The organism is Streptomyces sp. NA02950, from assembly GCF_013364155.1.
GTDB lineage: Bacteria > Actinomycetota > Actinomycetes > Streptomycetales > Streptomycetaceae > Streptomyces.
Genome location: NZ_CP054916.1, coordinates 9,583,169 through 9,608,873 on the forward strand (window position 1 = coordinate 9,583,169; position 25,705 = coordinate 9,608,873).

The 25,705-nt window shown below is 70.0% G+C and carries 22 protein-coding genes; 3 read left to right on the forward strand and 19 right to left on the reverse strand.

Features of this window, described 5'->3' with window-relative positions; genetic code table 11:
• Nucleotides 1-500: 500 nt before the first annotated feature.
• From HUT19_RS41040 to HUT19_RS41070, 7 genes are read right to left on the reverse strand one after another with little or no spacing between them, the layout of a single operon-like run.
• Complete coding sequence (locus HUT19_RS41040; RefSeq protein ID WP_254885326.1) at nt 501-1,619, reverse strand: bifunctional lytic transglycosylase/C40 family peptidase; 1,119 nt, start codon at nt 1,617-1,619, stop codon at nt 501-503.
• The gene (locus HUT19_RS41045; protein WP_176178499.1) at nt 1,616-4,198 is read right to left on the reverse strand and encodes a hypothetical protein; all 2,583 of its coding nucleotides are present in this window, start codon (nt 4,196-4,198) and stop codon (nt 1,616-1,618) included. The genes HUT19_RS41040 and HUT19_RS41045 overlap by 4 nt, the downstream gene beginning before the upstream one ends.
• A gap of 6 nt (nt 4,199-4,204) precedes the next feature.
• Entirely contained in the window at nt 4,205-4,594 is a 390-nt protein-coding gene (locus tag HUT19_RS41050) for a hypothetical protein (RefSeq protein WP_176178498.1), read from the reverse strand.
• On the reverse strand, nt 4,591-7,245 hold the full coding sequence (locus HUT19_RS41055) for an ATP-binding protein (RefSeq protein ID WP_176178497.1): 2,655 nt from the start codon (nt 7,243-7,245) through the stop codon (nt 4,591-4,593). Before HUT19_RS41055 ends, HUT19_RS41050 begins: the two co-directional genes overlap by 4 nt.
• Nucleotides 7,245-7,859, reverse strand: coding sequence for a hypothetical protein (locus HUT19_RS41060; RefSeq protein ID WP_176178496.1), 615 nt, complete (start codon nt 7,857-7,859; stop codon nt 7,245-7,247). The genes HUT19_RS41055 and HUT19_RS41060 overlap by 1 nt, the downstream gene beginning before the upstream one ends.
• Complete coding sequence (locus HUT19_RS41065) at nt 7,856-8,167, reverse strand: hypothetical protein (protein ID WP_176178495.1); 312 nt, start codon at nt 8,165-8,167, stop codon at nt 7,856-7,858. The genes HUT19_RS41060 and HUT19_RS41065 overlap by 4 nt, the downstream gene beginning before the upstream one ends.
• Nucleotides 8,164-9,174 (reverse strand): conjugal transfer protein, encoded by a 1,011-nt coding sequence (locus HUT19_RS41070; protein ID WP_176178494.1) that lies wholly within the window; start codon nt 9,172-9,174, stop codon nt 8,164-8,166. Before HUT19_RS41070 ends, HUT19_RS41065 begins: the two co-directional genes overlap by 4 nt.
• Before the next feature lie 674 nt (nt 9,175-9,848).
• Between HUT19_RS41070 and HUT19_RS41075 the strand changes: the two genes are divergently transcribed.
• From HUT19_RS41075 to HUT19_RS41085, 3 genes are all read left to right on the forward strand, one after another.
• Nucleotides 9,849-10,217, forward strand: a complete 369-nt coding sequence (locus HUT19_RS41075; protein WP_176178493.1) for a hypothetical protein — start codon at nt 9,849-9,851, stop codon at nt 10,215-10,217.
• 40 nt (nt 10,218-10,257) lie between these two features.
• Nucleotides 10,258-11,565, forward strand: a complete 1,308-nt coding sequence (locus tag HUT19_RS44130; RefSeq protein WP_176178492.1) for a hypothetical protein — start codon at nt 10,258-10,260, stop codon at nt 11,563-11,565.
• A gap of 207 nt (nt 11,566-11,772) precedes the next feature.
• Nucleotides 11,773-12,249, forward strand: a complete 477-nt coding sequence (locus tag HUT19_RS41085) for a hypothetical protein (protein ID WP_176178491.1) — start codon at nt 11,773-11,775, stop codon at nt 12,247-12,249.
• A gap of 119 nt (nt 12,250-12,368) precedes the next feature.
• Here the strand turns inward: HUT19_RS41085 and HUT19_RS41090 are convergent, their stop codons facing one another.
• The 12 genes from HUT19_RS41090 to HUT19_RS41145 form a co-directional block, all read right to left on the reverse strand.
• Complete coding sequence (locus HUT19_RS41090; protein WP_176178490.1) at nt 12,369-13,196, reverse strand: hypothetical protein; 828 nt, start codon at nt 13,194-13,196, stop codon at nt 12,369-12,371.
• Between the two features lie 597 nt (nt 13,197-13,793).
• A complete protein-coding gene (locus tag HUT19_RS41095; protein ID WP_176178489.1) occupies nt 13,794-15,005 on the reverse strand; it encodes a hypothetical protein in 1,212 nt (403 codons plus the stop codon).
• 215 nt (nt 15,006-15,220) lie between these two features.
• Nucleotides 15,221-16,036: a hypothetical protein gene (locus HUT19_RS41100; protein WP_254885325.1), complete on the reverse strand. Its 816-nt coding sequence runs from the start codon at nt 16,034-16,036 to the stop codon at nt 15,221-15,223.
• A 275-nt stretch (nt 16,037-16,311) separates the two neighbouring features.
• A complete protein-coding gene (locus tag HUT19_RS41105) occupies nt 16,312-16,941 on the reverse strand; it encodes a hypothetical protein (protein WP_176178487.1) in 630 nt (209 codons plus the stop codon).
• An 86-nt stretch (nt 16,942-17,027) separates the two neighbouring features.
• Complete coding sequence (locus tag HUT19_RS41110) at nt 17,028-18,308, reverse strand: DNA cytosine methyltransferase (protein WP_254885324.1); 1,281 nt, start codon at nt 18,306-18,308, stop codon at nt 17,028-17,030.
• A 136-nt stretch (nt 18,309-18,444) separates the two neighbouring features.
• A complete protein-coding gene (locus HUT19_RS41115; protein ID WP_176178486.1) occupies nt 18,445-19,515 on the reverse strand; it encodes a phosphoadenosine phosphosulfate reductase in 1,071 nt (356 codons plus the stop codon).
• Between the two features lie 134 nt (nt 19,516-19,649).
• Nucleotides 19,650-20,150 (reverse strand): hypothetical protein, encoded by a 501-nt coding sequence (locus tag HUT19_RS41120; protein WP_176178485.1) that lies wholly within the window; start codon nt 20,148-20,150, stop codon nt 19,650-19,652.
• Nucleotides 20,151-20,288: 138 nt separating this feature from the next.
• A complete protein-coding gene (locus HUT19_RS41125; protein ID WP_176178484.1) occupies nt 20,289-21,302 on the reverse strand; it encodes a hypothetical protein in 1,014 nt (337 codons plus the stop codon).
• Nucleotides 21,303-21,575: 273 nt separating this feature from the next.
• On the reverse strand, nt 21,576-22,433 hold the full coding sequence (locus tag HUT19_RS41130; RefSeq protein ID WP_176178483.1) for a DNA-processing protein DprA: 858 nt from the start codon (nt 22,431-22,433) through the stop codon (nt 21,576-21,578).
• Between the two features lie 121 nt (nt 22,434-22,554).
• Nucleotides 22,555-24,117, reverse strand: a complete 1,563-nt coding sequence (locus tag HUT19_RS41135) for a ParB N-terminal domain-containing protein (RefSeq protein ID WP_176178482.1) — start codon at nt 24,115-24,117, stop codon at nt 22,555-22,557.
• 109 nt (nt 24,118-24,226) lie between these two features.
• Entirely contained in the window at nt 24,227-24,916 is a 690-nt protein-coding gene (locus HUT19_RS41140) for a hypothetical protein (protein ID WP_176178481.1), read from the reverse strand.
• Between the two features lie 79 nt (nt 24,917-24,995).
• The gene (locus HUT19_RS41145; RefSeq protein WP_176178480.1) at nt 24,996-25,694 is read right to left on the reverse strand and encodes a PP2C family serine/threonine-protein phosphatase; all 699 of its coding nucleotides are present in this window, start codon (nt 25,692-25,694) and stop codon (nt 24,996-24,998) included.
• Nucleotides 25,695-25,705 lie beyond the last annotated feature (11 nt).

Here is a 25,705-nt window from a genome sequence, read left to right on the forward strand (position 1 = left end):
CACATCGCCGGTGTCCTCTCCGAAGTAGCCGGGCCATCGCTCCCGGCCGCGGCCGGTGACCTCCGCTGTCCACACCGCGCGCCCGAGTTGGGCCAGGCGCCGCGCCCTCCCCTGGGCCAGATGAGAAGGGACCGCACGCTCGAGACCCCGCTGGATCGCGGCATCCCCGGCGGCTCCGTCGCCGGGCGGCGGCAGCACCTCGCGCTCGGTCGGCTTCGATGCGCGGGCCTGCGGACCGTGCGCAGGGTGCGTAGGGCCCGCTGAACGCGATGGCACGACCGCATCCCGCACAGATGGCGAGGATGGCGAGGAAGAAGCCGGTGGTGACGAGCCGTCGTCGGCATGGCCGGACGATGCGCTGCCCCATTCGCTGCCCTGGACCAGCAGCATGCCGCCGACGAGGGCGAGCGCGGCGGCCGCCCCCAGTATCGCGCGGCCAGAGCGCGCTGAGGAGCGCGGGTTGCGACGCTTCTGCGGCTGAGAGGACTTCCTGGACAACGTCACCATGGCCGAGCCCCTCCGGCGAAGTCCGGCATGACGCTCACCGGGTCGACCTGTACCTTCGCGCCCGGTCGTAGCGCGTTGATCATCTTGCCGTTACCGAGGTAGATCCCGACATGGTGGATGGTCCCGTCCTGCGTGGGCACGTAGCCGAAGAACACCAGGTCACCTGGCTGGAGCGCCTTCACCCCGGCGGACGCGGGGATGCGCCGCCCCACTCCGGCCTGTGCTGCCGCGGTACGCGGCAGGCTGATGCCCGCCTTGGCGTAGGCGTAGGTGGTCAGTCCCGAGCAGTCGAACCCGCGGATGCGTTCGCCGGAGGAACCGCCTGGGCTGCAACAGATGCCGTAGGAGGGGCCTTTGGCGGATCCGCCGCCCCAGGAGTACGGCACTCCGCGCTGGCTGAGCGCCGCTGCCACGACCCGCCGGGCCCTGCCCTTCACGCCCTTGACCGATGCGACCGACCCCGTGCTCTTGTAGCGGCTGATCCAGCCCATCACGTCTGACACATAGGCGTCGGAGTGGTTGTAGGAGCGTATGGCTGCCTTCAGTTGCCGCAGCTGCGTCAGATCACGGCCCTTCCCGCACAGGTAGACCGCCGCGCTGAGCGCCGCATCGTCCGCGTTGTTCGGGTCCTTCTTCCTGTCTTTGTTGCCGTCCTTGCCGACGCTGCGGAAGGTGGAGGGCAGGAACTGGAAGGGGCCGACGGCGCGCTCGAAGTCCGCGTCACCGTCCCACCGGCCGTGGTCGGTGTCCCGCACCGCGGTGGTGTTGCCGCCTGCTCCGGAGCCGTCGAGCTTCGGGCCGAGGATGCGCGGCCGCACATCGCCGTTGGCGCTGACTGTGCGCCCGGAGGCGTGCCCCGACTCGATCTTGGCGATCCCGGCGAGCACCGGCCACGTCATCCCCCGGCACCGCGGCCGGTAGGCGCGCACGTTCTCCGCGCCCGCGACGTAGGCGGCGAACATGCGGGCGGGGATGTCTGCTGGCCCGGCTCCCGCGTTCGACGCGGCGCTGCCCGAGCCCGACGACTGCGACATGGATATCGCCATCGGGCCTGCGCAGCACACCAGCGCGAAGAACAGCACCAGGCCCAGGCACCCCATCTTCCGCTTCACGAGTCTTCACCCCCCTCGCCTCCGCGGGCGCCCCATCGCGGCCGTCGCTCCCACGTGGCGCGCTGGGCCTCCATGAGGCTGTCGAGGATCCGGCGCCGCGCCTCGCGACGCGGGTCAACACCGGCGCTGGAGGAGGCTGCGGGCCGCGAGCTTCCGATGTGCGAGTGCGGACGGTCCGGTGAGGTGGCAAGGACAGCCGCCGTAGCGGTGTTCCGTACGCCGCGGCGTACGGCGGCAGCAGCAGGCGGGCCATACACCCGCGCAGCTGTGGCGGTGCGCTGGCCGGCATGGGTCACCGCCGCGGCGGTGCGCTGGCCGGCCCGGTGCACCGCATCCGCACCGGTCACCCATCGTGCCGCTTCCTCCCGACCCCGGTTGCGATAGACGCGCAGCTGCGTGCGGGCATCCTGCGCGGCCCGGGTGGCGCGGCCGCGGCCGCGTGAGGCGGCGGTGGGCAGTCCGTAGGTGGAGTAGTAGCCCAGGCGCCCGGCCCGGCGTGCGATCCGGTACCCGCGGAAGCGCACCATGCGGTTGTGGACCCGGGCGCCCAGCAGCGTCCGCCCGTCCTGGGGGTCGTAGAGGACTTCCCCGGTACGCGAGTCGGCGACCATCCGCGCGCCGCCAGTCCGCCCGGAGCTCGTTCCCTCACCGCCGTCCGCACCGTCAGCGCCGTCGTCACCACTGCTTCCCGAGGCCGCCGTCGGCTTGCGCCACCGGTCGAGCTTGACGTCGTCCGGGCGGCGGCCGATCAGCAGACCGTAGGCGGCCCCCGCACCGAGACGCCCCGCGATGAGTCCCGGAGCCAGACCACGGCGCGCCTCGGCCGCGGCATCCCCCAGCAACTGACCGGAATCGACGGGCATCCCGGTCCCGTCGGTCAATGCCGCCAGATTGTTGAGGACCTTGTGGCGCATGCCCAGCGCGGAGTGCGCTGGGGACCCGCCACCGAAGGGCAGCAGGCCTGGGGCGCGCCCGATGCTGCCCGCCCCGTGCATGGCCAGGGCGGCTCCGATCTCGGAAGTGTCCCCGGGCAGGTGCGTACCGCCGACCTTGGCGTAGCGCATCCGCATCGCCATCCGGGACCCGAACTCGTTCGCCCCGCGCAGCAGACGGCGGTGGAAGGCCAGACCGGCCAATGCCAGGGCGTCGACGAGCAGCAGCCGCTCGACCATCAGGTCCGGCCCGTTCATCAGCACCGTGTCCACCGCGATGCCGAAGGCAGGCAGGAAGCCGGCGGTGGCGAACATCAGCAGCACGGAGACGAAGAAGATGCTCATCCATCGCCACACGACCATGCGGTTGGGGCCGGGCAGCATGCCCCAGACCAGGGCGACGCCGCCGACCGCGGCGGCGCCGACATCGGCGCCCTGGGCGCCGAGCAGGACCAGGGCCATCGTGCTGGCCAGGGCGGCGATCAGGATGACGGCGATCAACAGCAGCGCCACGGCGCCGACCCGGTCCCAGGTGGGATTCTCGGCATACGCGGCCGCTGCTTCCCCTGTCTTCCCAGCGTCCTTCATGTCGTCCATGAAGTCGTCGAAGTCCGTCTCGGACGGGTTCAGCGCGCTCAAGGGATCGAACTTGAGCTTGATGGTGTCGCCGATCTCGTGGAGCGTCGCCTTCCGGCGGCTCTCGCCCCGCAGGCAGTACTCCAGGGATCTGCCGGTCAGCGCGGGCTCCGCCTTGCAGATCTTCTCCCGCTCCGCACGCTTGGCCGCCGTGTCGTACTCCTTGCCCCGCACCCACTTCAGGTGCGCCTGGTACGCCTCCTTTTCATCAGGGTCCTTGGGGTGGAGGATCCGCCCGTACTGGAGCAGCTGGTACGGCTTGACCACCAGGACGTCGGTCAGCACATCAGTCATCGGCTGGGATACCGAGGAGGCGTGGACGTCGGTGTCGTCACAGGTGTCCTGGAGCGGCCCCACGATCATGTCGCACGGGTCGTCCCCGGTGCCTTTCCCCCAATGGCTGTCCACCGTGATCTGGCTGACCTCCATGGCCGCCTGATGCGTCTGCTCCAGCGGCCCGTCCTTCCCCAGCAGGACATCGGGCCGGATCAGACTGCTGGCGGCGATGGCCGCGATCAGCAGCGTCAGCACGATCTCGCCGAGCCCGCGGCCGACCTTGCCCCGCTGGAAAAGGATCAATCCGAAGACGAAGGCCCAGGACAGCAGCAGGCCCTTCAGCCCGAGGGCGTCGACGACGACCTTGTTGTACTCGTCGGCCACCTCCTGCGCGGGTTTGATCAGGAGTTTGAGCAGCGGGAAGTCGAACGCGGTCTTGATCAGCCAGCAGCTCAGGCCCACCAGCAGCCGCACCAGCGTGAACAGCCCGCCCAGCATCAGGGTGCGGATCTGCCCGCCGACGTTCGTCACCTTGCCGCCGTCGGCGCCGAGTTCGTACCGGTTCAGCGGGGCGCCTTCGGAGGTGGTGACGTTCAGCGGCGCCAACAGCCCGCCGCCGTCCTCTCCCCTGCCGTCCGCGGCCGCGGCGACGGACGTATTCACGATCAAGAAGACACTGGTGGCCAGCGCCACGAAGCCAGCCGCGCGCAGCGTGCCCCGGTCAAACCGTCGCACAGGTCATCACCGCCGCCGACCGGATGCCGCGAAGGCCAGCAGTCCCAGAGCAAGAGGCGCCAGCAGCATCAGCCACCCCGGCCCGGCGGGTTCGGCACCGGTGTCCTCCCCGGGAAGCGACACGTGGCAGGAGGGGCGGCCGCTGCTCGAGGGCGACGGACAGGGCCCCTCCGGCCCGGTCTGGTCTCCGCTGGGGGACGTGGTCGCGGTGGCGGTGAAGGCCTTGCCTGTGCGGGGGAGCGCCTCACCCAGCACGGCCTCGGTCCCGGCCAGCAGCCCCCAGGCCAGAGCTCCTCCCGCCACGATCAGCATCACCAAGATCGACAGGGACGCCAAGTGGTGTCGGCGACGCCACCGGGCATCGGCGGCCGATCGCAGGTTCCTGCGGGGTGTCATGCCTGCCTCCCTCCGGCCGCAGCCGCCGTTGACTCCGGTCCACTTGTCTCGGCAGAGCCTTTGGAGAGGTCACCGGGGGTGGTGAAGATCTGGTCCTGGATCCGGGCGACGGCTGGCACGATGACCTTGATCCGGCCCACCTGCATGGACGGGAAACGCAGCAGCATCTCGCCCTCCCGGCCCGGCTTCCCGACCGGCGACAGGCCCGTGGTGACCTGCCGCACCAGGTCCTCGTCCTTCGGATTGAGCCCGAGGAACTCCAGTCCGCGGCGCGCCCGTTCCGGATCGCTGGTGCGCGCCAGGGCCTTGTACGCCAGCAGCCCGCTGACGTCGTGAAGGTGCCGCTCGTCGGGGGCGCCGAAGATGCCGGCCGCGTTGTGCTTGCGGCCGTCGTAGGTGATCTCATGGGCCAGGGCCCGGCCTTCGGCGCTGCTGGTGAGCCAGTAGCACTCGTCCATGACGATCTGGCAGAACCGCGAGGGGTCGGTGAAGGCGGCCTGGCGGGCGATCGCCGCGATCAGATACATCACCGCCCGGCCGATGAGCGCTTCCAGCGGCTGCTGCCGCAGCACCTCCGGCTGCGCCAGAGCCTCCAGGGGCGGCAGGGTCAGCCCGGCCGTGGTGATCACCACCAGGTCGTGGCCGAGGTCGTCCAGCCGCAGCGGCGGCAGGTCGGGGTCGAAGACCATCGCGGCCAGGGGGTTGGCCACGACGATCTGGAACAGATCGGTGAGGGTCTGCGCGGCCTCGCGTCGTGCCGGGCCGGCGTTCTCGGAGTCGGCCATGGTGCCCAGCGCTTTCAGGACCGTGACCATGGACGGGTCGGGGGAGGCGGCTGCTTCCTCAATGGCCCGGTGCAGCACGGCTCCTGTGGTGGTCATCGGCCCGATCCCCAGCTGCAAGGTCAGGTAGCTCATCGCGTAGTGGGCGCCGACGGGACCGGCGAAGATCCTCAAGGGGTCGATCGACAGCTTGGCCGCGGCCGCGTCGATGACCTGGCAGGTGTCCGGGGCGGTGGCCCGGGCGAAGCGGGCCCACTCGCGCACCGGCGTGCGGTCGATGACGATCGCCCGGCCGCCGCGGTCGACCACCGAGATGGTCAGCAGCTTCTCCAGGACGGACTTGCCACTGCCCAGATCCCCGATGACTCCCACGGAGGCGGAGGCCTGCTGCTGGGGCGCGCCTGCGATATCGACCAGAACGGGCCGCACCGTGCCGCAGTCCAGATCGATCCCGATCAGGGCTCCGTGCTGATCGCCCACCGCGGTGTCGGCGAAGGCCCCGCTCATCGCCCAGTCCTCGGCGAGCTGAACCTGCCGGAACTCCCGCCGGATGTTCGGCGGCCAGGACGCGCCCGGCAGACCGAAGGTCAACAGCCGCTCCTGGAGACCGACGGCCCGCACCGCCCGGTAGTCCGCTCCCCGCAACAGTCCGGTCAGCGTGCGCGCCCGCGCATCACAGGTCTCGGTGTCCCGGCCCCACACCGTCAGCACCGTGACCGGCTGGACCTCGACCTCCACACTGGACTGCGACAGCCGCGCATCCTCCTCGCCCAGATCCTGGGCCGCGCTCGGCAGCGAACTGGGCATCCCACTGGGCTTGGCATCCCACTGGTCAGCCTGGTCGACCAGCTCGTTCTTCTTCTTCCGCAACTGCTCCATGGCCCGGTCCGCGCTGAGAATCTCCAGCTCGATGAGGAAGTCCACAGGGAACGGCAGGCTCTCCAGCTGCGCGAACAGATCCGCGACGTCCTCCGACACCGCTGAGGGCACTTCAGCCAGCGCAAGATGTGCCTGATAGCCGGTGCCCGCCTCGGCCTCCACCTGCAACCAGTTCCGCCGCAGCGGAGAGGGCAGTGCCGCCCTCCACCAGGGCTTCCTGCCCGCCTCCGCACGGCGGCCCCGACGCCCCGCGGCCGACTCGTCCTCGTCATCGCCCGTGCCAGGACGGGACATCCGGCCGCCTTCGGCCAGCCGGACCTGGCCCAGATCGGCGTAGGAGGGGGAGCACAGCACGCCCTCGCGCACCCGGCCGCCGTACAGGTCATCGGACTCGGCGTCGGACAGCAGGGGCTCGTCCATGCCGCGGTGCACGGCGTGCTGCACCATCCACACGACCTCCGACGGGCTGGCCGGACGCAGCGGCAGCCCACTGCCCAGCGCGGCCGCCACCCGGTCCGCCTGCTCCTGGTAGGCCTCCACCTCCGCCCGGCGCACCGGGGTCGGCGGCAGACCGAAAGCGGCCTGGGTGTCTGCCCAGATGGAGCCGACCACCGCCGATACAGCGGCCCGGCCACCACCGGAAGCGGACAGGGGCACCACCAGCCACAGCGTCCGGGTGTGCATCTCCTGCTCGTCCAGCAGATCCAGGCCCGCCTCGACCGACTCGGCCCACTCCGCAGACCGCTCCAGATCGACCCCGGTGACCATCCGCTCGGCGACCTCGGCGGGATCGACCTGCGCGCACAGCCCGAACAGCCGCGGCGTGCCGGTCAGCGACCGCACCAGCGAGGTCACCTGGCCCAGGACTTCCTCCCGGACCTGATCCGGGACGTACCGGCCACCGATCGGGGTCAGGCGCCAGACTCCCCAGACGCCGCCGTGGGTGGACCACAGGATGTGCCCGGCCAGGTGCCGGATCGGCACGCGCATCACTTCTCCCTCCCTTCCGATTCGATGGATGTACCGGCGCCCAGCAGCTGCTGAAGCGCCGTCTGCGGCACCGGAGCGAGGTGCTCCCGGTCCCGCCGGAGGCTCGCCCGGCGCCGGCCCAGGGACCGAAGTCCGCGCCGGTGTTCCGGCTCGGCCGACGGCGCCCGCGTGGCCGACCGCCGCACTACCGGCGCTGGCGGTACCGGCGGCACGGCACCGGCGACAGCACCCACCACGGCGCGCTCGACGGTGAACGCCCCCAGCAGCATCTGAGGACGGCGGTCCCGCGCCGGGCGCCCGCCGATGCGCCCTGCGGGCGGCTGGAACAGCACACCGATCACGCCCGCCACAGCCGCCCACGGTGATCGGCCCCCGATCCGGGCCCGCCGGGCCATCCAGACCGCAACGGCCCACGCCGCCACCGGCACCGGCCCCAGCCACGACCACCAGCTGAACGTCTTGATCAGCAGCACCGCACCCACGAAGGCGACCGCCAGCTGCGGCGGCGTGTACGGGCCCAACGGGATCTTCCAGTCACCCACCCGTCCCAGCACCCACGGATGCCGACGCGCCGCGGTGTACGTTCGGCTGACCCGCCGCTTCGCCGCACTCATCCCGAGCCCCCTGCCGGGGGCACCTGATCCACGACGCGCACCACGGCGGGGGAGGACTTCGCGGGGTTCTTGACCTCATCCTCGAAGATCGACGCCAGGCTGAATTTCGAGGCGTAGATGCCCAGCGCGATCGCCATCGCCAGAAGGGCTCCGATGCCCGCCTTCAGACTTCCCCGGCGCACCAGCTCCGTGATCACGATCCACGACAGCGCCACCGGCAGACCCTTGTCGGCCCAGCGGCCGAGCATGTCCAGCCAGCCAGTGCCCAAGTCGTCAAGCTTCCCCGCCAGAAGAACACTGCTGTTCACAGCGCACCCCCAGCGGTCCGCTGGTCCGTGCCCGCCGCCGTCGGCTGGTCCCATGCGGCGCCCCAAGCGCGGTGCCCCCGCCCGGCGGACTCGGCGTCCAGCGACGCGATCTCCCAGCGGCCGTCCCGGGCTGACACCCGCAGGCTGTAGACCAGCGGCCAGCTGGCCAACGCGTCCACGGCCCGAAGTCCCACCTGGACCCGGACCACTGTGCCCTCCTTGGCCACCGGGCCCTTGGCGACAGCGTCATCGGCCGAGACCTCCTCGACCTCCACCCGCTGATACCCGGGACCGCTCACCGGTGCCAGCCGCACCCCGGGCGCCAGATACCGCTCCGTCTCACCCACCCCGGCCAGATACGCCGAGAGGAACTCCGACACCGTCGACGACAGCGCACTGCCCTCCGGCACCGTCACCCGATACGCAGACTCCGGCGCCCGCCCCGCCGACGGCCCGGCGACCCGAGCCGGTCCAGCCGTCACCACGAACGCGCCCGCATCCGAGCGGCCCGAGGCCACCAGCGGCACCGCGAAGTACCGCACCTGCCCACCGGACTGCGCAGCCACCGTCACCGACCACGCCCCACCAGACAGCCGCGCACTGCGCACCGCCACCACCCGATCCACATCCGGCTGCGCACCCTCACGCGGCTCCGGAAGATCGACCCCCGGCGCCATCGCACGAAGCCTGCGCACCTCCGCCCGCTCCTCGCTGCGGCTGTCACTGCGCAGCCACAGCGTCACGAACAGCTCGGCATACCCCGAGGGGTCGGCGGTGGACCGCACCGGCCGCGGTGCCGACGCAGTCTTCTGAACCACCGGCCCCGGCTCGGGCGAGGCCGCTGCGATCACCAGCGCGGCCGGTCCCGCTGCCAGCGCCCCCCAGACGGCCACCCGGCCCAGCCGGACCCACCGACGGGCGCGCAGCAGCCGCACCGAGACACCCGCCGTCTGCGAAGGCGGACCTCCGGGCTCCAACGACGCCTGACGGCGTGGGAATACAGGCATGACGAACTCCAGGTCACAAGCGGTCGGATCGATACCTGGAGACAACCCGCCGCCTCTGACCGGTCGGCTGGCCAGCGCCCATTGACCACGGTCACGACCCCGTCACATCCCCCCGGCCACGCCGTGGTCAACCAACCGGTCAACCCTGACCACGCCCCCCACCTGGGGCCCCACCATCCGGCCCGACCCGCCCGCGCCTCCGGTTGCAGTCGCTGCCGAGCAGCTGGCACCTCACCTCAGCGCGGTGTCCCGATCAGCCGGGGGTGCTCGGTCTTCGCCAGAGCGATCGCAGGAACGCTCGTCAGCCTCTCCTCGGTGACCCTTCCTTCGCCCTGCGCGGCCGTGCCGCCGCGAGGAGATACGGGACGCGCCGCTTCCGTACTCCGCAACCAGAGCGACGAGAGGCCCCCGGCAGGAGCAGGGGCGCCCTGCGCAGCCGACCGCGGGCCAGCCGATGCCCATCGCATGGCTGCGCAGCCCGGGCACGCAGACCACAACTGCGCACTCCCCGGCGCCTCTCGACTGCGCAATCCCCGACCAGAACCTTGACCACGAATCGACCACGGCAAGCGTGATGCGAGCGTGACTCCCGGCTCCGGATTTGGTGACCGGTCTGGTCAGAGCACACGGGTCTGCTGATCGACATGCAGAACCCGTCCTCAAGGAGGAGCCCGATGCTCTGGCGCCATCGCTCACGTGGCCGCCGTGCCATCCCGCATGCGGCGCCCGCCCCGCTCGACTGCACCACGCAGCACACGCCGGCGACCCCCCTGCTGATCCACGAACTGCGGGCCGTCAGAACGCACACCCGCAACATCGGCAGCTGGCTCGCGGTACGTGAGACGCACCCGGAGGAGTACCTGCGGCTCGCCCGCAGCGTGATCGCGGATCTCGCCTGCGGCTGGCAGGTCCAGACCGGCGGCGAGGGCCGAATCGAGGACCTGCTGACCGACAGCCGCATCCGTCTGCAATCGCCCGATCACGACACCCCCGCAGCGCGCGAGCACCTCGAATCCACCCGCATCCACGGGGACAACGCATGACCCCTCGCACCCCGCCCAGCACAGACCACGGCGGTGAGACGTGAGCGGTGTCGACGCTGCCGCGTACGTCATGCGGCTGCACCTGCCCACCCCGGCGCACAAGCTGGTGCTCCTGGCGGTCGCCACCCGCTGCGACCAGAACTACTCCGCCTTCCCCGGACGCGCCCTGATCGCCAGTGAGGCGTTGGTGAGTGAAGAGCGCACCAAAACCCTGCTGCGCGAGCTCCGGCGTGACGGCTACCTGTCCGCTCGGCAGCGCTATCGCAGCAACGGCAGCAAGACGACCAACCGCTTCTTCGTCCACGGGCCATGGGACCAGTGGGGCGGCACCAACCACCCCTTCGCCGAGATCAGCTACTACCAAGATCACGACGACCGGTACGCGGCCATCCGCGAGGGCGAGTTCATCCCCCGCCCGACACTTCGCCTCCCTGCCAAGGGAGGGGTTGCCGACAACCCCTGCCCTGACCAGGGCTCACCTGCTCCGGGGGCAGGGGTTGTGGGCAACCCCTCCCAGGGGTCGCCCACAACACCCTCCCCGGGTATCACCCACAACCCCTCCATAACCAATCAACAAGAACCCACCAAGGGGAACCACCTTCCGGACGTCCGCAGGACTGGTGCGGGTGGTAAGGAGTCCGCCTCCTCAGCGGCTGGCGCCGCGGCGAGGACGGCGGGAGCCACCCCCAAGTCCCGGTCCCCGAAAGCCGTCACACCGCGACCGCGAAAGCGGCCCGCCGGGTGGGAGCAGGTCGCGGCCGCACTGCCCCGCGAAGTTCAGCCCGCCCGCGCCGGGGGCCGTCTCGCCCCGACCCTCATCCGCGCCATCTGCGACGCCCTCACAGGCATCCCCGGCTCCGCGCCCGGTACCTACCGGATCCCGCCCCGCACTCCCGAACAGCTCATCGCCCGCATCAACCGCCGCTGGCACCAGGCCCGGGGCCCCGAACGGACGGCCGAGCACTACACCGGGCCCGACCCCATCCGCCGCCCCGTCGGCTACGTGGCCGATCTCCTCACCGCCCACGACTGCCCCGACCCGTCCTGCGAAGACGGACTGATCATCAACACCGGCCGACTCTGCGCCACCTGCCAGGCACGCCGCGCCGAGCAGCGCCAGGCCGAGCAGGCACGCGCCGAACTCGAAGAGCGCCTCACCTGCGACGCCGAGCTGTCCTCCGCGCACGACGCCTACGAAACGGCGGCCGCCCGCGAAGGACACCAGATGCGCGAGCGCCTGGCTGCCGCCGGTCACTGGGGGGCGCTCCTGGACCACGAGGTCGAGACCCACATGCGCGCCTGGCGTCACCAGCACCCGTCACCGAATGGCGGCTCCCATGCCTCGTAAAGCGCCCCTCCACCACAGCGACGCGACCGTGCAGCGCTCACCCTCCAGCAGCACCGCGGCCCCGGGCCGCGCAACACGGTTTGCCCGCCGAGGACGACCTGCGGCACTCCCGCGCAGCCGCGCGCCCCCTCAGGCAGGAGCCCGGCCCGCTCCATCACCAGAAGAAACCCAACAGCAGCAGACGAAGTCGATGAAAAGGAACGATTCATGAGCATGATCCGTAAGTCCATCGTGGCGGCCTCGGCTGTAGCCGTGCTCGGCAGCACGGTCGTCGTCGCCACCGCGCCCAGCGCGAGTGCCACCAACCGGGTCAACCGTTGCGGGGCGTCCTACCACTTCAAGAAGTCGTGGCCGCTCAAGAGCACGGGGCAAGTCGACCCCTACGGCAAGAAGGTCGGATACATCGACGTGTACTGGTCCCCCTCCAGCGGCAAGAACTGCGCTATCGCCCGGCCGAAGAACGGCGTCTTCCGCCCGACGGACGTCATGGTCAGGATCCAGAGGAGCGGTACGGGCCGCTGGGACCAGGACGGCTACCGGCCCAGCCAGCACCACAAGAAGTTCGCCGGGCCGGTCTACGCGAAGGCCCGGGGCAAGTGCGTCGACATCGAGGGCGGCTTCAGCTACATGTACGGCGGCGCTGACGGAGCCTACGGCCTCTACGAGAGGAAGCACTGCTCGTAACCCGCACTGTCTCAGCATGAGGCGCGCGGGCTCCGGTCATGTCGACCGGGGCCCGCGCGCCTCATGTCCGTGCCCGGCTGGGCTGGGTCACCCGCCGTGCCTGCCGGGAGGGGCAGTGCCTATTCGCCCTCGCGGATGAGCTTCATGCGAGCTTCCTTGACCGCCCGCTCCCACTTCCACGTCGGCTCGTTGTGCCGTGCGGCGAGTTGGGCGCCCATGCCGCGGCGGTGGCCGCCCTGCTCGCGGATGAAGGCCAGTGCGGTGGCGATGCGCTCCTCCGTTTCCGGCTTGCGCTCTCGAGACTGGGGGTGGCCTTCGGGCCGTCCGGCTGTGCCGGTGTTGTCGCCCTGGCGCTTGCGGTCGAAGTCCTGAAGGTCGCCACGGCGGAAGGCGGGGATCTGTCGACCGCTGGGCCCTTCCACGGTCCCGACCGAGTCCGGGAAGTAGCCGGGGTTGTCCTTGAGGTACTTGCGGATGACGTTCGGGCCGGCGAAGTGGAAGAACTCCGCGGCCTGGTTGATCGAGATCCGGTCCTCGACGTCCCCTTCATAGAGGTCCGGCGACGTCGGAAGCACCTTCTGCTTCTTGCGCAGCTGCAAGGCCGCGTAGAACGCTTCGAACTCCCGCTCGTCGTAGAAGTCGACGCGCCTGATCTTCATCTTCTTCTCCGGGTGGCGCGGGACCTTGACCTCGTTACCCTCGTCATCCGTCATGTACTCGGGAGCCTCGTGGCGCTTGCGGTACCACAGGTTCACCGTGACGCGCGCGGCCCCGGTGCGTTTGACCATCCAGTCCCGGTTGACCACGGCGCGGCCATTGACCATGGCGCGGCCATCGATGACCTCGATTTCGCCCTCCGGCAGCTCGGTCGCGAAAGGGACCTCCGAGGGATCTGTATGGTGGGCTCCCTGTGCGCTGGGGTTGCTCTTATACTCGGGATCGTTCACTTTCCTGCTCCTCGGGGCGGAAGGTGGGTTGGATATTGATGGCCGGTGGGACGTTCGGTCGGGGTTGCCGCTCTGGACCGACACCTTTCGAGGTGTATTCCGCCGGCCATCGCCATGTGGTGCACACGCCGGACCTAACCGACAGTCGTAATTATGCACTCATGCTCTGGGGGAGTCAAGCGAGTCCATAGCTCGCCGCAACGGGCTCTCCTTCGTACGCGCGGCAGCAGCGTGACCACGCCGACAGGCTCCGCTGAGGCGGAGCCTCCAACCCCAGCACTCCCGGGTGCTCACGCTCACTACCAGAAACCAGGCCCTCGGCGTCCCCTACCCGCCGAACGCGGGCGTGTGCGAGCGCTACCCGGTGAGTGACGGGCCGCCGCCCGTTACTCGCCGGGTCTTGCTGACAGAGCTCGGAGGCGTGTCCGGGGTCAGCGTCTGCGGACCTCGGCGAGGAAGTCCATCGGGTGCTTGCGAACCGACCGGCCTCAGTCCGGGTGAGCCACTCCCGCAGAGCGGCTGGCACCCGGTGGTTCCCGCCGTACACGCCTCGCAGACCGGCGCGCACTGGACCAGCCGCACGACGGCCGACGGCTCTCACGGGCTGGTCAACTCCAGCTGTTTCGTCCTCAGTCCAAGCGTGCGCCACGCCCCGAGGAAGCCCGGCCGGACCTTGTCCCTGGCCAGCGTCGGGGCGACGACGTCAAACCACTCGCGCACCGGATACCGCTCCCCGCGCCGCAGCGCCCAGGAACGAGGGATGCGGTATTCGTCGACCTCCACGCTCCCGCCCTTGGAGGAGGCCAAGCGCCGCAGCTGCTGCACCGCCCCAGACCGTGTGCTGGCCACACTCAGAGTCTGAACGCTCCGCCAGGCCGGACCCTTGGCTCCCTCGTCCCCGCGGGCCCAGATGATCCGCTGAACCCGGTACACCGACCAGGTGCCGGCGAGCTGGGCGCGCCGGAAGGCGGTCAGCGCATCGGTGTTGCGGTCGGCCACGACGTGACTGTGCAGGGTCGTGGTCCCGAATAGGCGGCTGTTCGGGTTCAGGGCAAGTGCCGAATGCTCCAGCATGAGCACGTCCGCCGCCCGCTCAGGAAACGACCGCAGCCGCTCAAGGTGCTGAGGCAAGCTACCAATATTGCCCGGAAAGGGGCATTGCGCACAATGCGACTTGCGCCAGGTGATGCCGAACTGCTCCCGCAACAGCTCGAGGCACTCCGCGCGACCGTACCCCCACTCGATCAACGGGTACTCCGGGGAGCGGGTGAGCGAGGTGTACGTCTGATCCCGCAGTACGCGCGTTCCCTCCTCGGCATTGAAGCCCAGGACATGCCGGTACGGGCGGCCGTGGAGTTCTGCGGCGATGAACCGGTCGATCACGGATCCCTTGAACTTGACCGAGCAGGTTCTCCGGCCTTGCGCCACCATGGGCACGGTGCCGGTGGTCCGCAGCTCGTCGCTCAGCCGCCAGGGCCCGGCCTTGTGCAGCCGGGTCGGCGAGCGGCTGTCGTCGAGGACAACGATCCCGTCGGACTCAAAGGGACCGCCCCGCGCGACTTGGACCAGGCGCACGCCGTGCTTGCGCAGCAGCGGCAAGACGTACCGCTCCCCGGCCCTCAGGGTGTCGTCCCATTCGTCACCGGTCGCCGCGTACACCACGATCAGGTTGTCGGGGCTGTAGCCCAGGGCCCGGTACATCGGCTGGGTCTGCGAATTGCCCAGGATCAGTGTCAGGAACGCCGTGGAGTCAACCCCAAGGCCCCAACTGACCACGACCGGCGCTTCAGCGGAAGGCCCGGCGAACATGGCGGGCACCGTGCGGGACGCCCCCAACAGGCGCGGCGGCTCGCCGAACAGATCCTGCTGAACGACGGAGATCACGCGCGCCCGCCCTTCTGGTCCTTGCTGAGATCGATCTGCTGCTGGACGAACGTGGACATGGCGGGGATCCCTTCGGTGGGTTGGACGCCGTCCCGGGGTTGCCGCCCTGGGACAGGCGTGAGGTCGTGGGGCCCGGAAGGTCAGGAAGGGGTCCGCGTCGTGCGGAGCACCATCTGACGGGGCTTGTGCAGGACCTTCAGCACTCGCTCGCGCCACTGCATGGCCCAGTAGACGCAGTTCGAGCACGAGGCGTGGGTGTGCCCGGGCAGTGGCGGGTTCCAGCGGGCTTCGCGGGACCAGGCCAGAGAGTCCGCAGAGACGAGGAACTCAGCACATTTGTCCAGTGCGTCGAGTGCGAGGCCGAAGCCGTGGAGGGGCAGACCGGTCTCGGCCAGCGTGCCGAGGATGGCGGCCGCTTCGCGGGGGGATGTGCGGCGGCAGATGGAGCCGACGCCGACCAGCGGGAGGGCGCTCAGGTCGACCCCCGCACGGTCGTACAGGCTGAGGCAGCGTACGTAGTCGGCGACCGTATCGCCCTGTACCGACGGGATGATCTTCAGAGTGTCGTCGATGGCCATCAGGTCGAGGTAGTTGCCGACCGTTCGCGCCAGGTGCTCAGCCACGCTCAGTCCGGTCTTGGCGATGATCTGCGGCTCGCACATCCAGTCCTGGGGCCCAGCCCAGCTCAACCAGCCGATCTCGTCCCGGTACCGGCGGAGCTCGCGGGCGTAGGCGTAGGGGGTGATGGTCCAGCGGCCGTGCAGGGACAGCTCGGTGAAGGCGCCGGAGTCGCACACCCAGGGCGCGGCGGCCCGCGGAAGGTCGCGGAGGTTGGCGAGGTTACGGCGGGAGACACAGAGCGGGACGCACCACCTGGCAAGAGCGCGTGCATGGTGCGCGCCGAGCCAGATCGTCGGCCCGTGGGGCGGATCCTCTCCGGGGGTGAATCCGAGCATGCAGTGGCAGACGCATCCGTCAACGGCACAGAACCCGCAGTCAAGGCACTGGTCGTGCCAGCAGTGGCCACACCGGAAACGGACAGCGGGTCCACAAGCGCATGTCTCGGGGTACTCGCCATTCGGCGGCAAGGGCTGTCGGGACAGACGCTGAAGGCTGGTGCATGTGGTCATGGTTGTCATTCCCTCTCGGGCGTGTCGAAAGCCGTGGAGTGGGCGCGCCAGCCCCTGCGACGGCGTCGGGGCGGGGGCTGGCGCAGTGGGACGCGACGTGGTCAGCGGGAGCGAATCGCGTCACGGACGGTGGCGGCCTGGCCGAGGGTGCGGTCAGCCCGAGCGGCCTTGTGGAGCTGCTGCATCCAGTCGGTGACCTCTCCGGCGAGTTCGCGGAGGGAAGCGCCGCAGTCGCCCCTGCCACTGCGGGCCTGGTCGGCCAAGTGGTCCCGCTCGGCAGCCATCTCCTCGACGGCGAACGCGATGACGCTGAGAGCGCCGCGCCGTCGCTGTAGGCGGCTCCAGCTGCCTCGGCCGCAGTGTGCTTCCTGTTCGAGGACGGCCAGAGAAATGCTGGGCCACTGCATGAAGCTGTGGCGGTGGAAAGCCAGGTCGAACAGGCATGTCACCTGCGTGTCGTGCCAGGGGGTGTAGAGGTACGGCTCTGCCGGGGCGGGCACCGGAGATGCGGCCCGGCTGACGAAGTAGTCCTGGAACGACTCGATGGTGGGCTCATCGCCTCGCTTGCGCAGGGATCCGATGTACCCGGCGACCAGAGCCAGCTGCCAGGGGGTCCGGCCGAAGGGCGCGGCTGGCGTGGAGAGGGACAGCAGTTGGGATCCCTCCCTGTTGGGGTGGGGGATCGTGGCCTGAATGACGAACAGGTCCGGGCGCCTGGGGTCGAGTGTCACGGTGGAACTCCTTCGGGGCTGGCGGGGCTGGGTTGGATGGCGGCCGGTCTCGGGGTTGCCGCCCCGAGACCGGCGGGGGAGGCATGTCAGGCGAGGCAGGGAAGAAGGCGTTCGCCGAGCCAGTGCGCGGCGTTGACACTGACGGCGTTGCCTGCCTGGAGGATCTGCTCGGTCTGATTCCCGTGCACGGTGTAGTCGCTGGGGAATCGCTGCACGGCCATCAGCTCGCTCGGGATGAACATGCGGATCGTGCAGTCTTCGACGGCCGGGGCGGGACGCACCAGGGAGTGGTGCTGCTTGGTGGCGATCGTCGTGAGCGGTTCGCTGGTCGTACGCGGGAGCCCTTTGCGGCCGTTGGGGATGACCAACGCGTGGTGACGCCCCTGGGCATTCAGCGTCGGCACGGGGCCGGTGACGGGAACCGCGGTGCCGTTGCGCCGGAGCATGGCCACGTGCGGGTCCGTACCGAACATCCGGAGGCCGAGGGCGATGCGGGCTTGGGTGGACGGGGCGTAGGGGGTGAACTTCTTGCGGTCGGGACGGCCATCGCCGACTCGGCGGCCGGGGCGGCTCCAGTCGATGACCTCGGCCACCGGCCGGGTCGTCGGCTCCAGGATCAGGTGGCCACACGCTCGGTTGGGGCACCTGTAGTCGTACTGAACGCCCCACTTGCCGATCTTCCGGCGGCGCGGGTTGCGCCAGACCTGCCGGGCCTGGACGGGCCCGCACTCGGGGCAGATGGCCTCCGGGCGGACCTCGAGGTCGGGAAGCGGGATGCCCTCTCGGGTGAAGCAGACGTAGAGGCGGTCGCGGAGCTGCGGCGCGAGCGGGTTGTCCACACCGCCGAGGTGAGCGGAGGAGGCGCAAACGATCTGGTGGTTGTAGCCCAGGATCGCCATGCCGTTCAGCCACCAGTCGAACAGCTCCCAGTCGGTCGCGAACTCCAGGACGTTCTCGCACAGCACCGCGTCGTAGCGGTGCACGTCGGCCGCGGCGATGATGTCCAGAGCGGTGGCCCGGGTGCGCTCGTAGGTCTCGGCCCTGGCTACACCGTCGATGTCGAGGGCGGTCTGCCCTCGGGTGCGCTTGCGGCCGCCGCACGGGGCGATCTCCGTGCAGATCGGCGAGCCCCACAGCACTCGCGTGCGCGGGAGGCGGCGCTTTTCGTAGGTGTTGAGGTTTTCACAGATGTGCTCGGCCATCGGGTGGTTGGCCATGTGCGTGCGGATGGCAACCGGGTCGTGGTTGGCGGCCAGCCGCAGGATGTATCCGGCGTCGACCAAACCCGTGGAGCTGCCACCGGCTCCGCAGAACAGATCGGTGAAGTCCAGATCGCTCCTGCTGAGGCACGGCACGAAGAACGCCACGGGGACTCCTGTGATGGTGGGTTGGAGGGTGCGTGCCGGATTGCCGTCCAGCCTGCATAGATAATTATACGCTCTTGGGTTGTGGTGCGCAATCCGTCCGTGTCTTGAGAGCGGTGGGAGGGTGGGCTGTCCTCGTTCACAGTCCGCATCCGGAGCAGGTGCCGAAGTCCAGCAGGTCGAGTTGTCGGGGGGCGTTCGGCATGGTCTTGAGCTTCCGGCGGGGCGGCTCGGTGAGGGCAGCACGGACGGTGTCTTCCAGGGCGTCGAACTCCGGCCCGTCGTCGGGGAGGACGACCCCGGGTGCCGGCCCACCCGGCCGCTTCGCCAGTTCGACCAGCGCGGCGATGGACAGATCCCGGCGGAAGTGGTGCCCGCGGACCCGCTCGACCTCGGCATACAGCGCAGTGAGCCGCGGGCGCCTGCGTGCGGCCAGGATGAGGTCGTTGAGGCTGCCCATGATGCACAAGGAGCAACTGCACCGAGAGGAACCGCCCCAGTCTCCCGCTCCGGGCACCGAGTCGTACGTCCAGTGGTGGGGGATGCCGGAGGCGTCGCAGAGGCGGCGGACGTCCTGGATGGACCAGTCCCGGATCGGCAGCCACTCGTCCACGTGCCGGTTGCCGTTGCGCAGGATGTTGCGGTAGGGCGGCCTCTTGGACCGCTGGGGACTCTCCTCGGCGCGCAGCCCGAGGACGTTCAGGATGCGCACCGGGCGGCCGAGGCCCGGCCGCATCTGGCGCACCAGCGGTGTCCACGCGGCGAAGATCCGTTTGGTCTTCCAGTCGCCCGTGCAGAACTGCGCGTCGCCCTGGACCGGCCACATGCCGCGCTCAGCGATGAACGTGAGCAGGCTGTACGGCACGAGTTCCCCGGCCGCGTCCTTCACGGTGCGCTGCACCTCGATGTGCCGTTCGGCCGGGATCCCGTACGCGGTGCTGTGCAGTGCGGCGAGTTCGCCGGAGCTGGGGTACCGCCGTCCCTGGAATGTCACCGAGGGCCATTCGAGGGGCCCCAGGCTGGCGTGGAAGGTGAACACCCGGTCAAGCACTCCGTCGGCCCGGGCCCCCTCGGTGGTGACCGCGAGAGCAGCATGGGAGTCCTTGCCGCTGGAATCGCTGAAGGCAATCAGGTCATAGTCGCGCAGGGCCGGGGTCCAGGCGCGGGTGACGGTGCTCCTGGGCGGCGGCAGATCGAACAGTGTGTTCATGGGCCGATGTCCTCGAGATCTGTTGAGCTGGGGGCGTGCAGGGGGGCGACCGGACGTTGCCACGTGGCGGTCGGTGGGGAGCAGCTGCCTGGTCGGGAACTTGTGTTTCCTGGCCAGGCAGCCGCACGGGGCGCTCAGCGGCTGCTCTGGGCGAGCGCGTGGGCGCGGTTGGCCGAGGCCGGGCACGGACCGAGCAACCGGGCGAGGCCGAGAAGAAGCCCCGTGCCGTCACCTACCTGGCGGGCGTAGCGAATGCCCTCCACGACGTCGGCCGCCTCGCTGGGAGTCGTGGGATGGGCGATGACGCAGCGGCATCCCGCGCTCACCAGCTGGGCGAGCTTGTCCGTCCACTGGCTCTGGGGGATGCAGCCCGGATGCCGGAAGTTCGGGAGTGAGCAGAGCACCTGGCTGTAGGTCCGCGGTCCCTCCCAGCCGCACAGCAGGCACCGCATCTGCCAGGGCTCATCCCGGCCGGGGTAGCCGGTCAGCGGGTGCCATCCGGCGGCGGTGGTCGTGGCGACGGCCTGCGCCGCTTCGGCGAGAGCGCTCTGTGTCGGCTCCAGGTGGTCGGCCAGGTAAGCCGCGCGGCTCACCGGATGGGAGACAGCTGAGGGCTGAGGTTCGGTGGGGTTCACAGGACTTCTCCATGCTTCGTTCGGCTGGTGGGCTGGGTGGACCGGCCGGGCGTTGCCGCGCCTGGTCGGGGCGAGGGCCGGGCGGGCCCGGCGTTGCTGTCCGGGCCCGCGTCGACTGAGAGTGCTGCGGGTCGCTGCCTATTCGGCGACTTCTTCGCTGCTCGGTTCGGCTCGGGCCAGTCGCTCCCAAACCGGCTTGAACAGTTCGCGAGTTTCGGGGAGGAGTTCAGCCTCGGGGATGAAGCTCTGCGGAGTGATCCGCTGATGGTCTCGCTCTTCGTCTTCGGAACGAAGGCTCGCGAACAATTTCGAATGCCACATCTCGGTTTTCAGGACGATCACGGGGGTCATACCCCGGTAATCCCTGATCCCGATCCGGTCGTAGGGCTTGAGCTCCGGCAGCTTGAGCTTCTTCCCCTTGCGGTGGGCATCGTGATGACGGAGGGTCGTCCACATCACGTACTCGGCAGGGAACCGGTCCCGGAAGGCAGCCAGGTAATGCGCGGCTTCCAGTGCCCATTCGCGCCGCTGCTGTTCGCGGTACTCCACGGTGGGGTTGGGCCACGATTGGATGGGCCGACCGGTGGCAGCGGCCTTCTCCTTGGCTTCCTGGTGGCGCCGCGCGTCGTACACGCGCACCGGGATATCCGTCGGGAAGTCGTTGAACTTGCTTCCTCGCTCTGCCCGCTCCAGGTGTTCGAAGATCACGCTGACGAAGCCGCTTGCCGACATGCGCTCGATGTCGCCGCGCTCGTCGGCCAGGCTCTGCTGTGTCTCCTGGTCAACGCCCAGGTGGCGTCGGGCGAAGTCGCGGGCCTCGTTCATGAGCGGGTCCGGGAATTCGCGATCGGGGGAGCGCAGCACGCCGTCGTAGGGGAGCCAGGCGACGACCGTTCCGTTCACGATGACCTCGTACACGAGATCGCCCGGGGCGAAGGGGGCGCCGTGGCGCATGTAGGTGTCGTGCTTTCCATCGGCTGCCGCGAGGTACTGGGCGTACTCCTCGTCGGTCAGTTGACCCTGCCCCTGGGGGAAGGCGCAGACTCCGAACGAATGACCCTCAATTCCCTTTTCCCGGAAGCTGTGCAGCTTGCGCAGCTTGTACGCGGCTCCCTCTGAAAAGCGACTCACCCTTGAAAATGAACGCGCCATATTCTGTTCCTCGGTTGCGTAGTGCGGGTTGGATGGTGTCGCCCCATTGCCGTGTGACGACACAGGTAATTATACGCGCATAGGTGCTCGGGTCAACTCCCATAAGCACGCCGGAAATAGGGGCTGCGATTTGTTGGCGCTGGAGCACGCAGCGGCACCCTGCCCTGATCGCAACCGAGGCATTGGGCGGACCCGTGGTCGGCGCTGAGGTGCCGCTTGGTGGCGTCGGCGCCGACCACGGTCACTGCCTCCCCGGCACCCCGCGTCGGGGGTTCAGGCGAGCGCGGCCAGAGCCTGCTCCGCGGTGAGCACAGGGCGGGCGTCACCGCTCTTGAGCAGCTGGGCCGTGCCCGTGGCATACATGTCCAACAGGTCGTTATCCGGGGGGATGGCGAACAGCGGGCGCCCGAGCTGGCGGGCAGCGGCCGCGCTGTCCATGGCCGGGTCATGGGCGATGGATTCGACCACGACCACGGCGGCCGACAGTGCGGCGGCCAGCGCGGCGGTGGTGCGCAGCGTGACCTCGCTGGCGGTTGTGCCCGGCCGGTACACGCTCACCACGGCGCCGCCTCGCTCGGCGGTGGCGCGCAGCAAGTCGCGCTGATCATGAGGGTGGCACAGGTCGAGTCCGCACGGCACGACGGCGAGGGTGGGCGCGGACAGCAGGTGTGCACCGGAGTGCGCGGCGGCGTCGATGCCGTGGGCCAGGGATGCGGTGACCGTGTGTCCGGCGAGGGCCAGGGTGCCTGCCATCAGGGCGGCCCGCTGCTTTCCCCGGCTGGTGGCGTACCGGTTGCCGGTGACGGTGATGGCGCGGCTGGAGAGGGTGGCCAGATCGCCGGTGCCGCGTACCCACAGTCCCAGCGGTGTGGAGGTGCCCAAGGTGTCGAGGGCGGCCGGCCAGCAGGCGTCCCCGGGGATGACGAACTGCGCGGTGCGCTGGGCGGCATCGAGCTGGGGGCCGGGGCGGTAGCTGGACAGCGCGCCGGTGTGGTCGTGGCGGACCCGGATGTGCCACAGGGCTTCGGGGCCGTGTTCGGCCAGTTCGGCGGCGATGGATTCAGGGGAGTGGAAGGCGGCCAGCGCGGCGCGGGCGGCGCGCTCACCGACCGGTGCGGGAAGAGCATGCATGGGAAGGACCTCGCTGATGGGCGGTGGAAGGACGTGGGCCGGGCCCGCGGCGCGGCGGCGAGCCGCGCCGCGGGCCCGGGGTTCGGCCCCTCCCGAACGGGGGAGGGGCCGGGGTGATGGGTCAGTCGTCGTCGGCGTCGCCCTGGTCGGCGCTGGGCTCGCCGTCCGGGTCGTCCTCCTGGTCCTGGTCGAGGGCCGTGGATTCCTGCGGGGCGTAGGGCTCGCCGCTGATGATCGCCTGCTCGATCGGCGCGAGGGGGTACCCCACCTCGCCCAGGAACTCCAGGTAGACACGGGCGTCCGCCCGGATCTCGTCGGTGTCCCACGAGGGCCGGTCATGCCGCCAGGTCTGCACCTGGTCCATCCGCTTCTCGTAGCAGGCGGCCAGAACGGCGAAGTTCATCAGCATCAGGCGTCCGGGCGTGGCGTTGGCCGGTGCCCACTCACAACGTCCCTCCGCGTCCCCGGTCTTCTCCTCGCCCAGCAGCTCAGCCAGCAGCGCCACGCGGGCGACATCGCCGGTCCAGGACGCGACGGGCTTGGGGCAGCTGAGCAGCTGGGAGGTGACGAAGCGGGCAAGAACCTTCGGGGCGGTCTTGCGGGAGAGGAACTCGGTGCGCAGCCACTCGCGCCGGGTCTTGAGCGCGGCCCGGTACGCCGCGTTGCCCTCGACCTTGAGCTTGTGCGGCATCTCGTCCTTCGCGGGCCCGGCGGGCCCGGTCGGCGGGGCCGGACGGTCGCCGTCGGTGGCTCCGTCCTCGCTCTGTGCCGTCTCCTCTGCATCGGTGTCCACCGCCCAGCGGGGGGTGTGCCCGTGGGCGGCGGGGTCGGCGCACAGGTAGGCGACCGCTGCCGGATCGTCCAGGTCCTCATCCCAGATGGCGGCGTGCCCAGGGCACTCGGCGTGCGCCTGCGGGTCGAGGTCGTTGCCGTCAGCGTCGCGGAGGTCGGCCAGGTACTCGGCGCCGGTCGGCCACTCGCCGTCTTCCTCGATCAGCGTCACTCCTGTGGCGGCGAGTTCGCCTCGCTTGGCCTCGCGTGCGCGGGCCGTCTCGCGGTCGGCGCGCTCCCGGGTGACCTGGTGGGCGAAATAGCCGATGGTGTGGGCGGTGATCAGCCGGTCGACGGCTTCCGGGTCATCGTCGAACTCGGCGAGGGCGGCCAGCACGTCCATGGTGAACTCGTAGTCGTCGGCCTGGACCAGGGCCGATCGTGTCCGCTTGCCGATCTTCCCCGCTGCCGTGACGGCATGGCCAACTTCCTGCTCGGAGCGGTTGGTGCGCTTGGCGAGGACGGCGCGCGGCATGCCTGCCTCTTCCGCGTTGAACAGCGCGGTGGCCTGCTCCAGCGGTGTGAGTGCGAGACGGCCCTCGTCGGCGTTCTCGATGAGCGCGTCGATGTAGTCCTCGCCCGCCTCGCGCAGGGCGGGGTCCACGATGTAGACGGGGACTTCGGTGTGATTGAGCTGCTTGGCCGTGCCGAGCCGACGGTCTCCCTGGAGGACCTTGTACAGGTCGTCCTTGCCGCCCAGGGGCACGACGGTGAGCGGAACCCTGATGCCGTTGGCCTGGATGGAGTCGATCAGCCAGTCATCGAGCCGGATGTCTTCCCGGGCGCCGTTGGGCACCAGCTGGTCGATGGGGAGGGTGGTCCTGGTGACTGTGGGGGCTGTCGTGGTGCTCACGATCGCTCCTTGCGATTGATGGGCTGGATGGGTCGGTCAGGGAAGGGTTGCCGCCCAAACCCCTTATCGACATAGATAACTATACGCTCTTGGGTGGGGTGTGGTCAAATCAGTCGCACAGCTCGTGAAGGAGAGAGCGGAACGCGGCCTCGCTCGCGCACCCCTCATACAAGTAGGCGAGTTGGGCCGACCGCCCTTCCATATTGATCTTGCTGGCGATGACGTCAGCGTCGGCGTGCACCGCCCGGTGGGCTCGATCGTCGCTCACCTCCGGGTACGCGCCGCTGTTGTAGGAGTCGGCGGCCACTTCGTGCGCGGCTGCGCAGACTGCCGCGTCCAAGGCGGCGTCCGTGATGCCGACTTCGGCCGCGATGGCCAGCAGCCGCACGGGGGCACCCGGCGGCGCGGTGGCCACATCTCCGGAGTAGGGCGTGTGGTCCAGGCCGGGACGGGCGGGGCGCTGGAAGTAGGTCCCCCGGTTGGTGGCTCCGTGGGAGGTCCACCCCTCTTTTGCCAGGTCCCGGGCCAGACGGCGGGCGGCGTTGAACCACTCCATGCCCTGCCCTTCCTGCCACTCGTACATGCCGCTCCCGGGCGCCATGTCGTTTCCGCCCACGATGGGCGCGATCAGCAGTTCATGGGGGCCGAGGGCCGACGGGCGCATGCGGAAGGTCTCACCATCGCGCCATCCTCGCTCGGCCAGGACCGCGGCGGCCGCCGCGAAGGTCTCCGGTGACGTCTTGGGGCTGAGGTCGTACTGGCATTGTCCGCGGGGGCGGGGCCGGCGGGATCGTGTCACGGGGGTGCCTCCATGGCTGGGCGGGTTGGGGGCCGGTCCGGGTTACCGCCCGGACCGGCCGAAGGAGAATGGGGGAGCGTTACGCGGTGTGCGGCGCGATGGCGGTGACTGCGATGTTGTCGGTGCTCCTCCGGGAGCGGGCGGCGTCGACCAGTGCACGGGTCATGTGGCGCGGCCGGACCGGGGCCGTGACGATCCGCTCGATGACTTCGTGCGGTACGACCTTGGAGATCCCGTCTGTGCACAGCAGGACGAGTTCAACCGGGCCGGGTACGCGCACGGAGGCGATCTCATCGTCGCGGAGCACCGTGCGCGTGACGACGTGGTCAAAGGTGGGGGCCAGCGTTGCCCAGTAGGGGTCTTGCCAGTTCCTCATCTTCTGGCCTTCGGTGTGGTCCTCGGTGACCTGGCGCAGCTGCCCGTGCTGGACGACGTAGGCGCGGCAGTCGCCGACCCAGGCGAAATCCCATCCGCCGCTGGTGGGCATGGGGACCGCGGTGACCATGACGCAATCGCCTTCCTGCCCGCTGGGACACCCCCGGTAGAAGTCCTGGAGTTCGCTGCGGGCGGCTGCCAAGCCGTAGGCGGCGCCGCCGGAAGCTGCCGCGAAGGGGGCGAGGTCGGCGGCCGTGGCGGCCGCGTCGGCGGGCTCGAAGTCGTCACCGATCCCGTCGGCGACAGCCCATGCCCGGTACTCAAAGTCGTGAGCGGCATCGGCCATGTACAACCGCGGGCCTTGGTCGGTGCGGGTGGAGGAGGTCCATAGGGGGGCGATCATCTCGGGCTCCT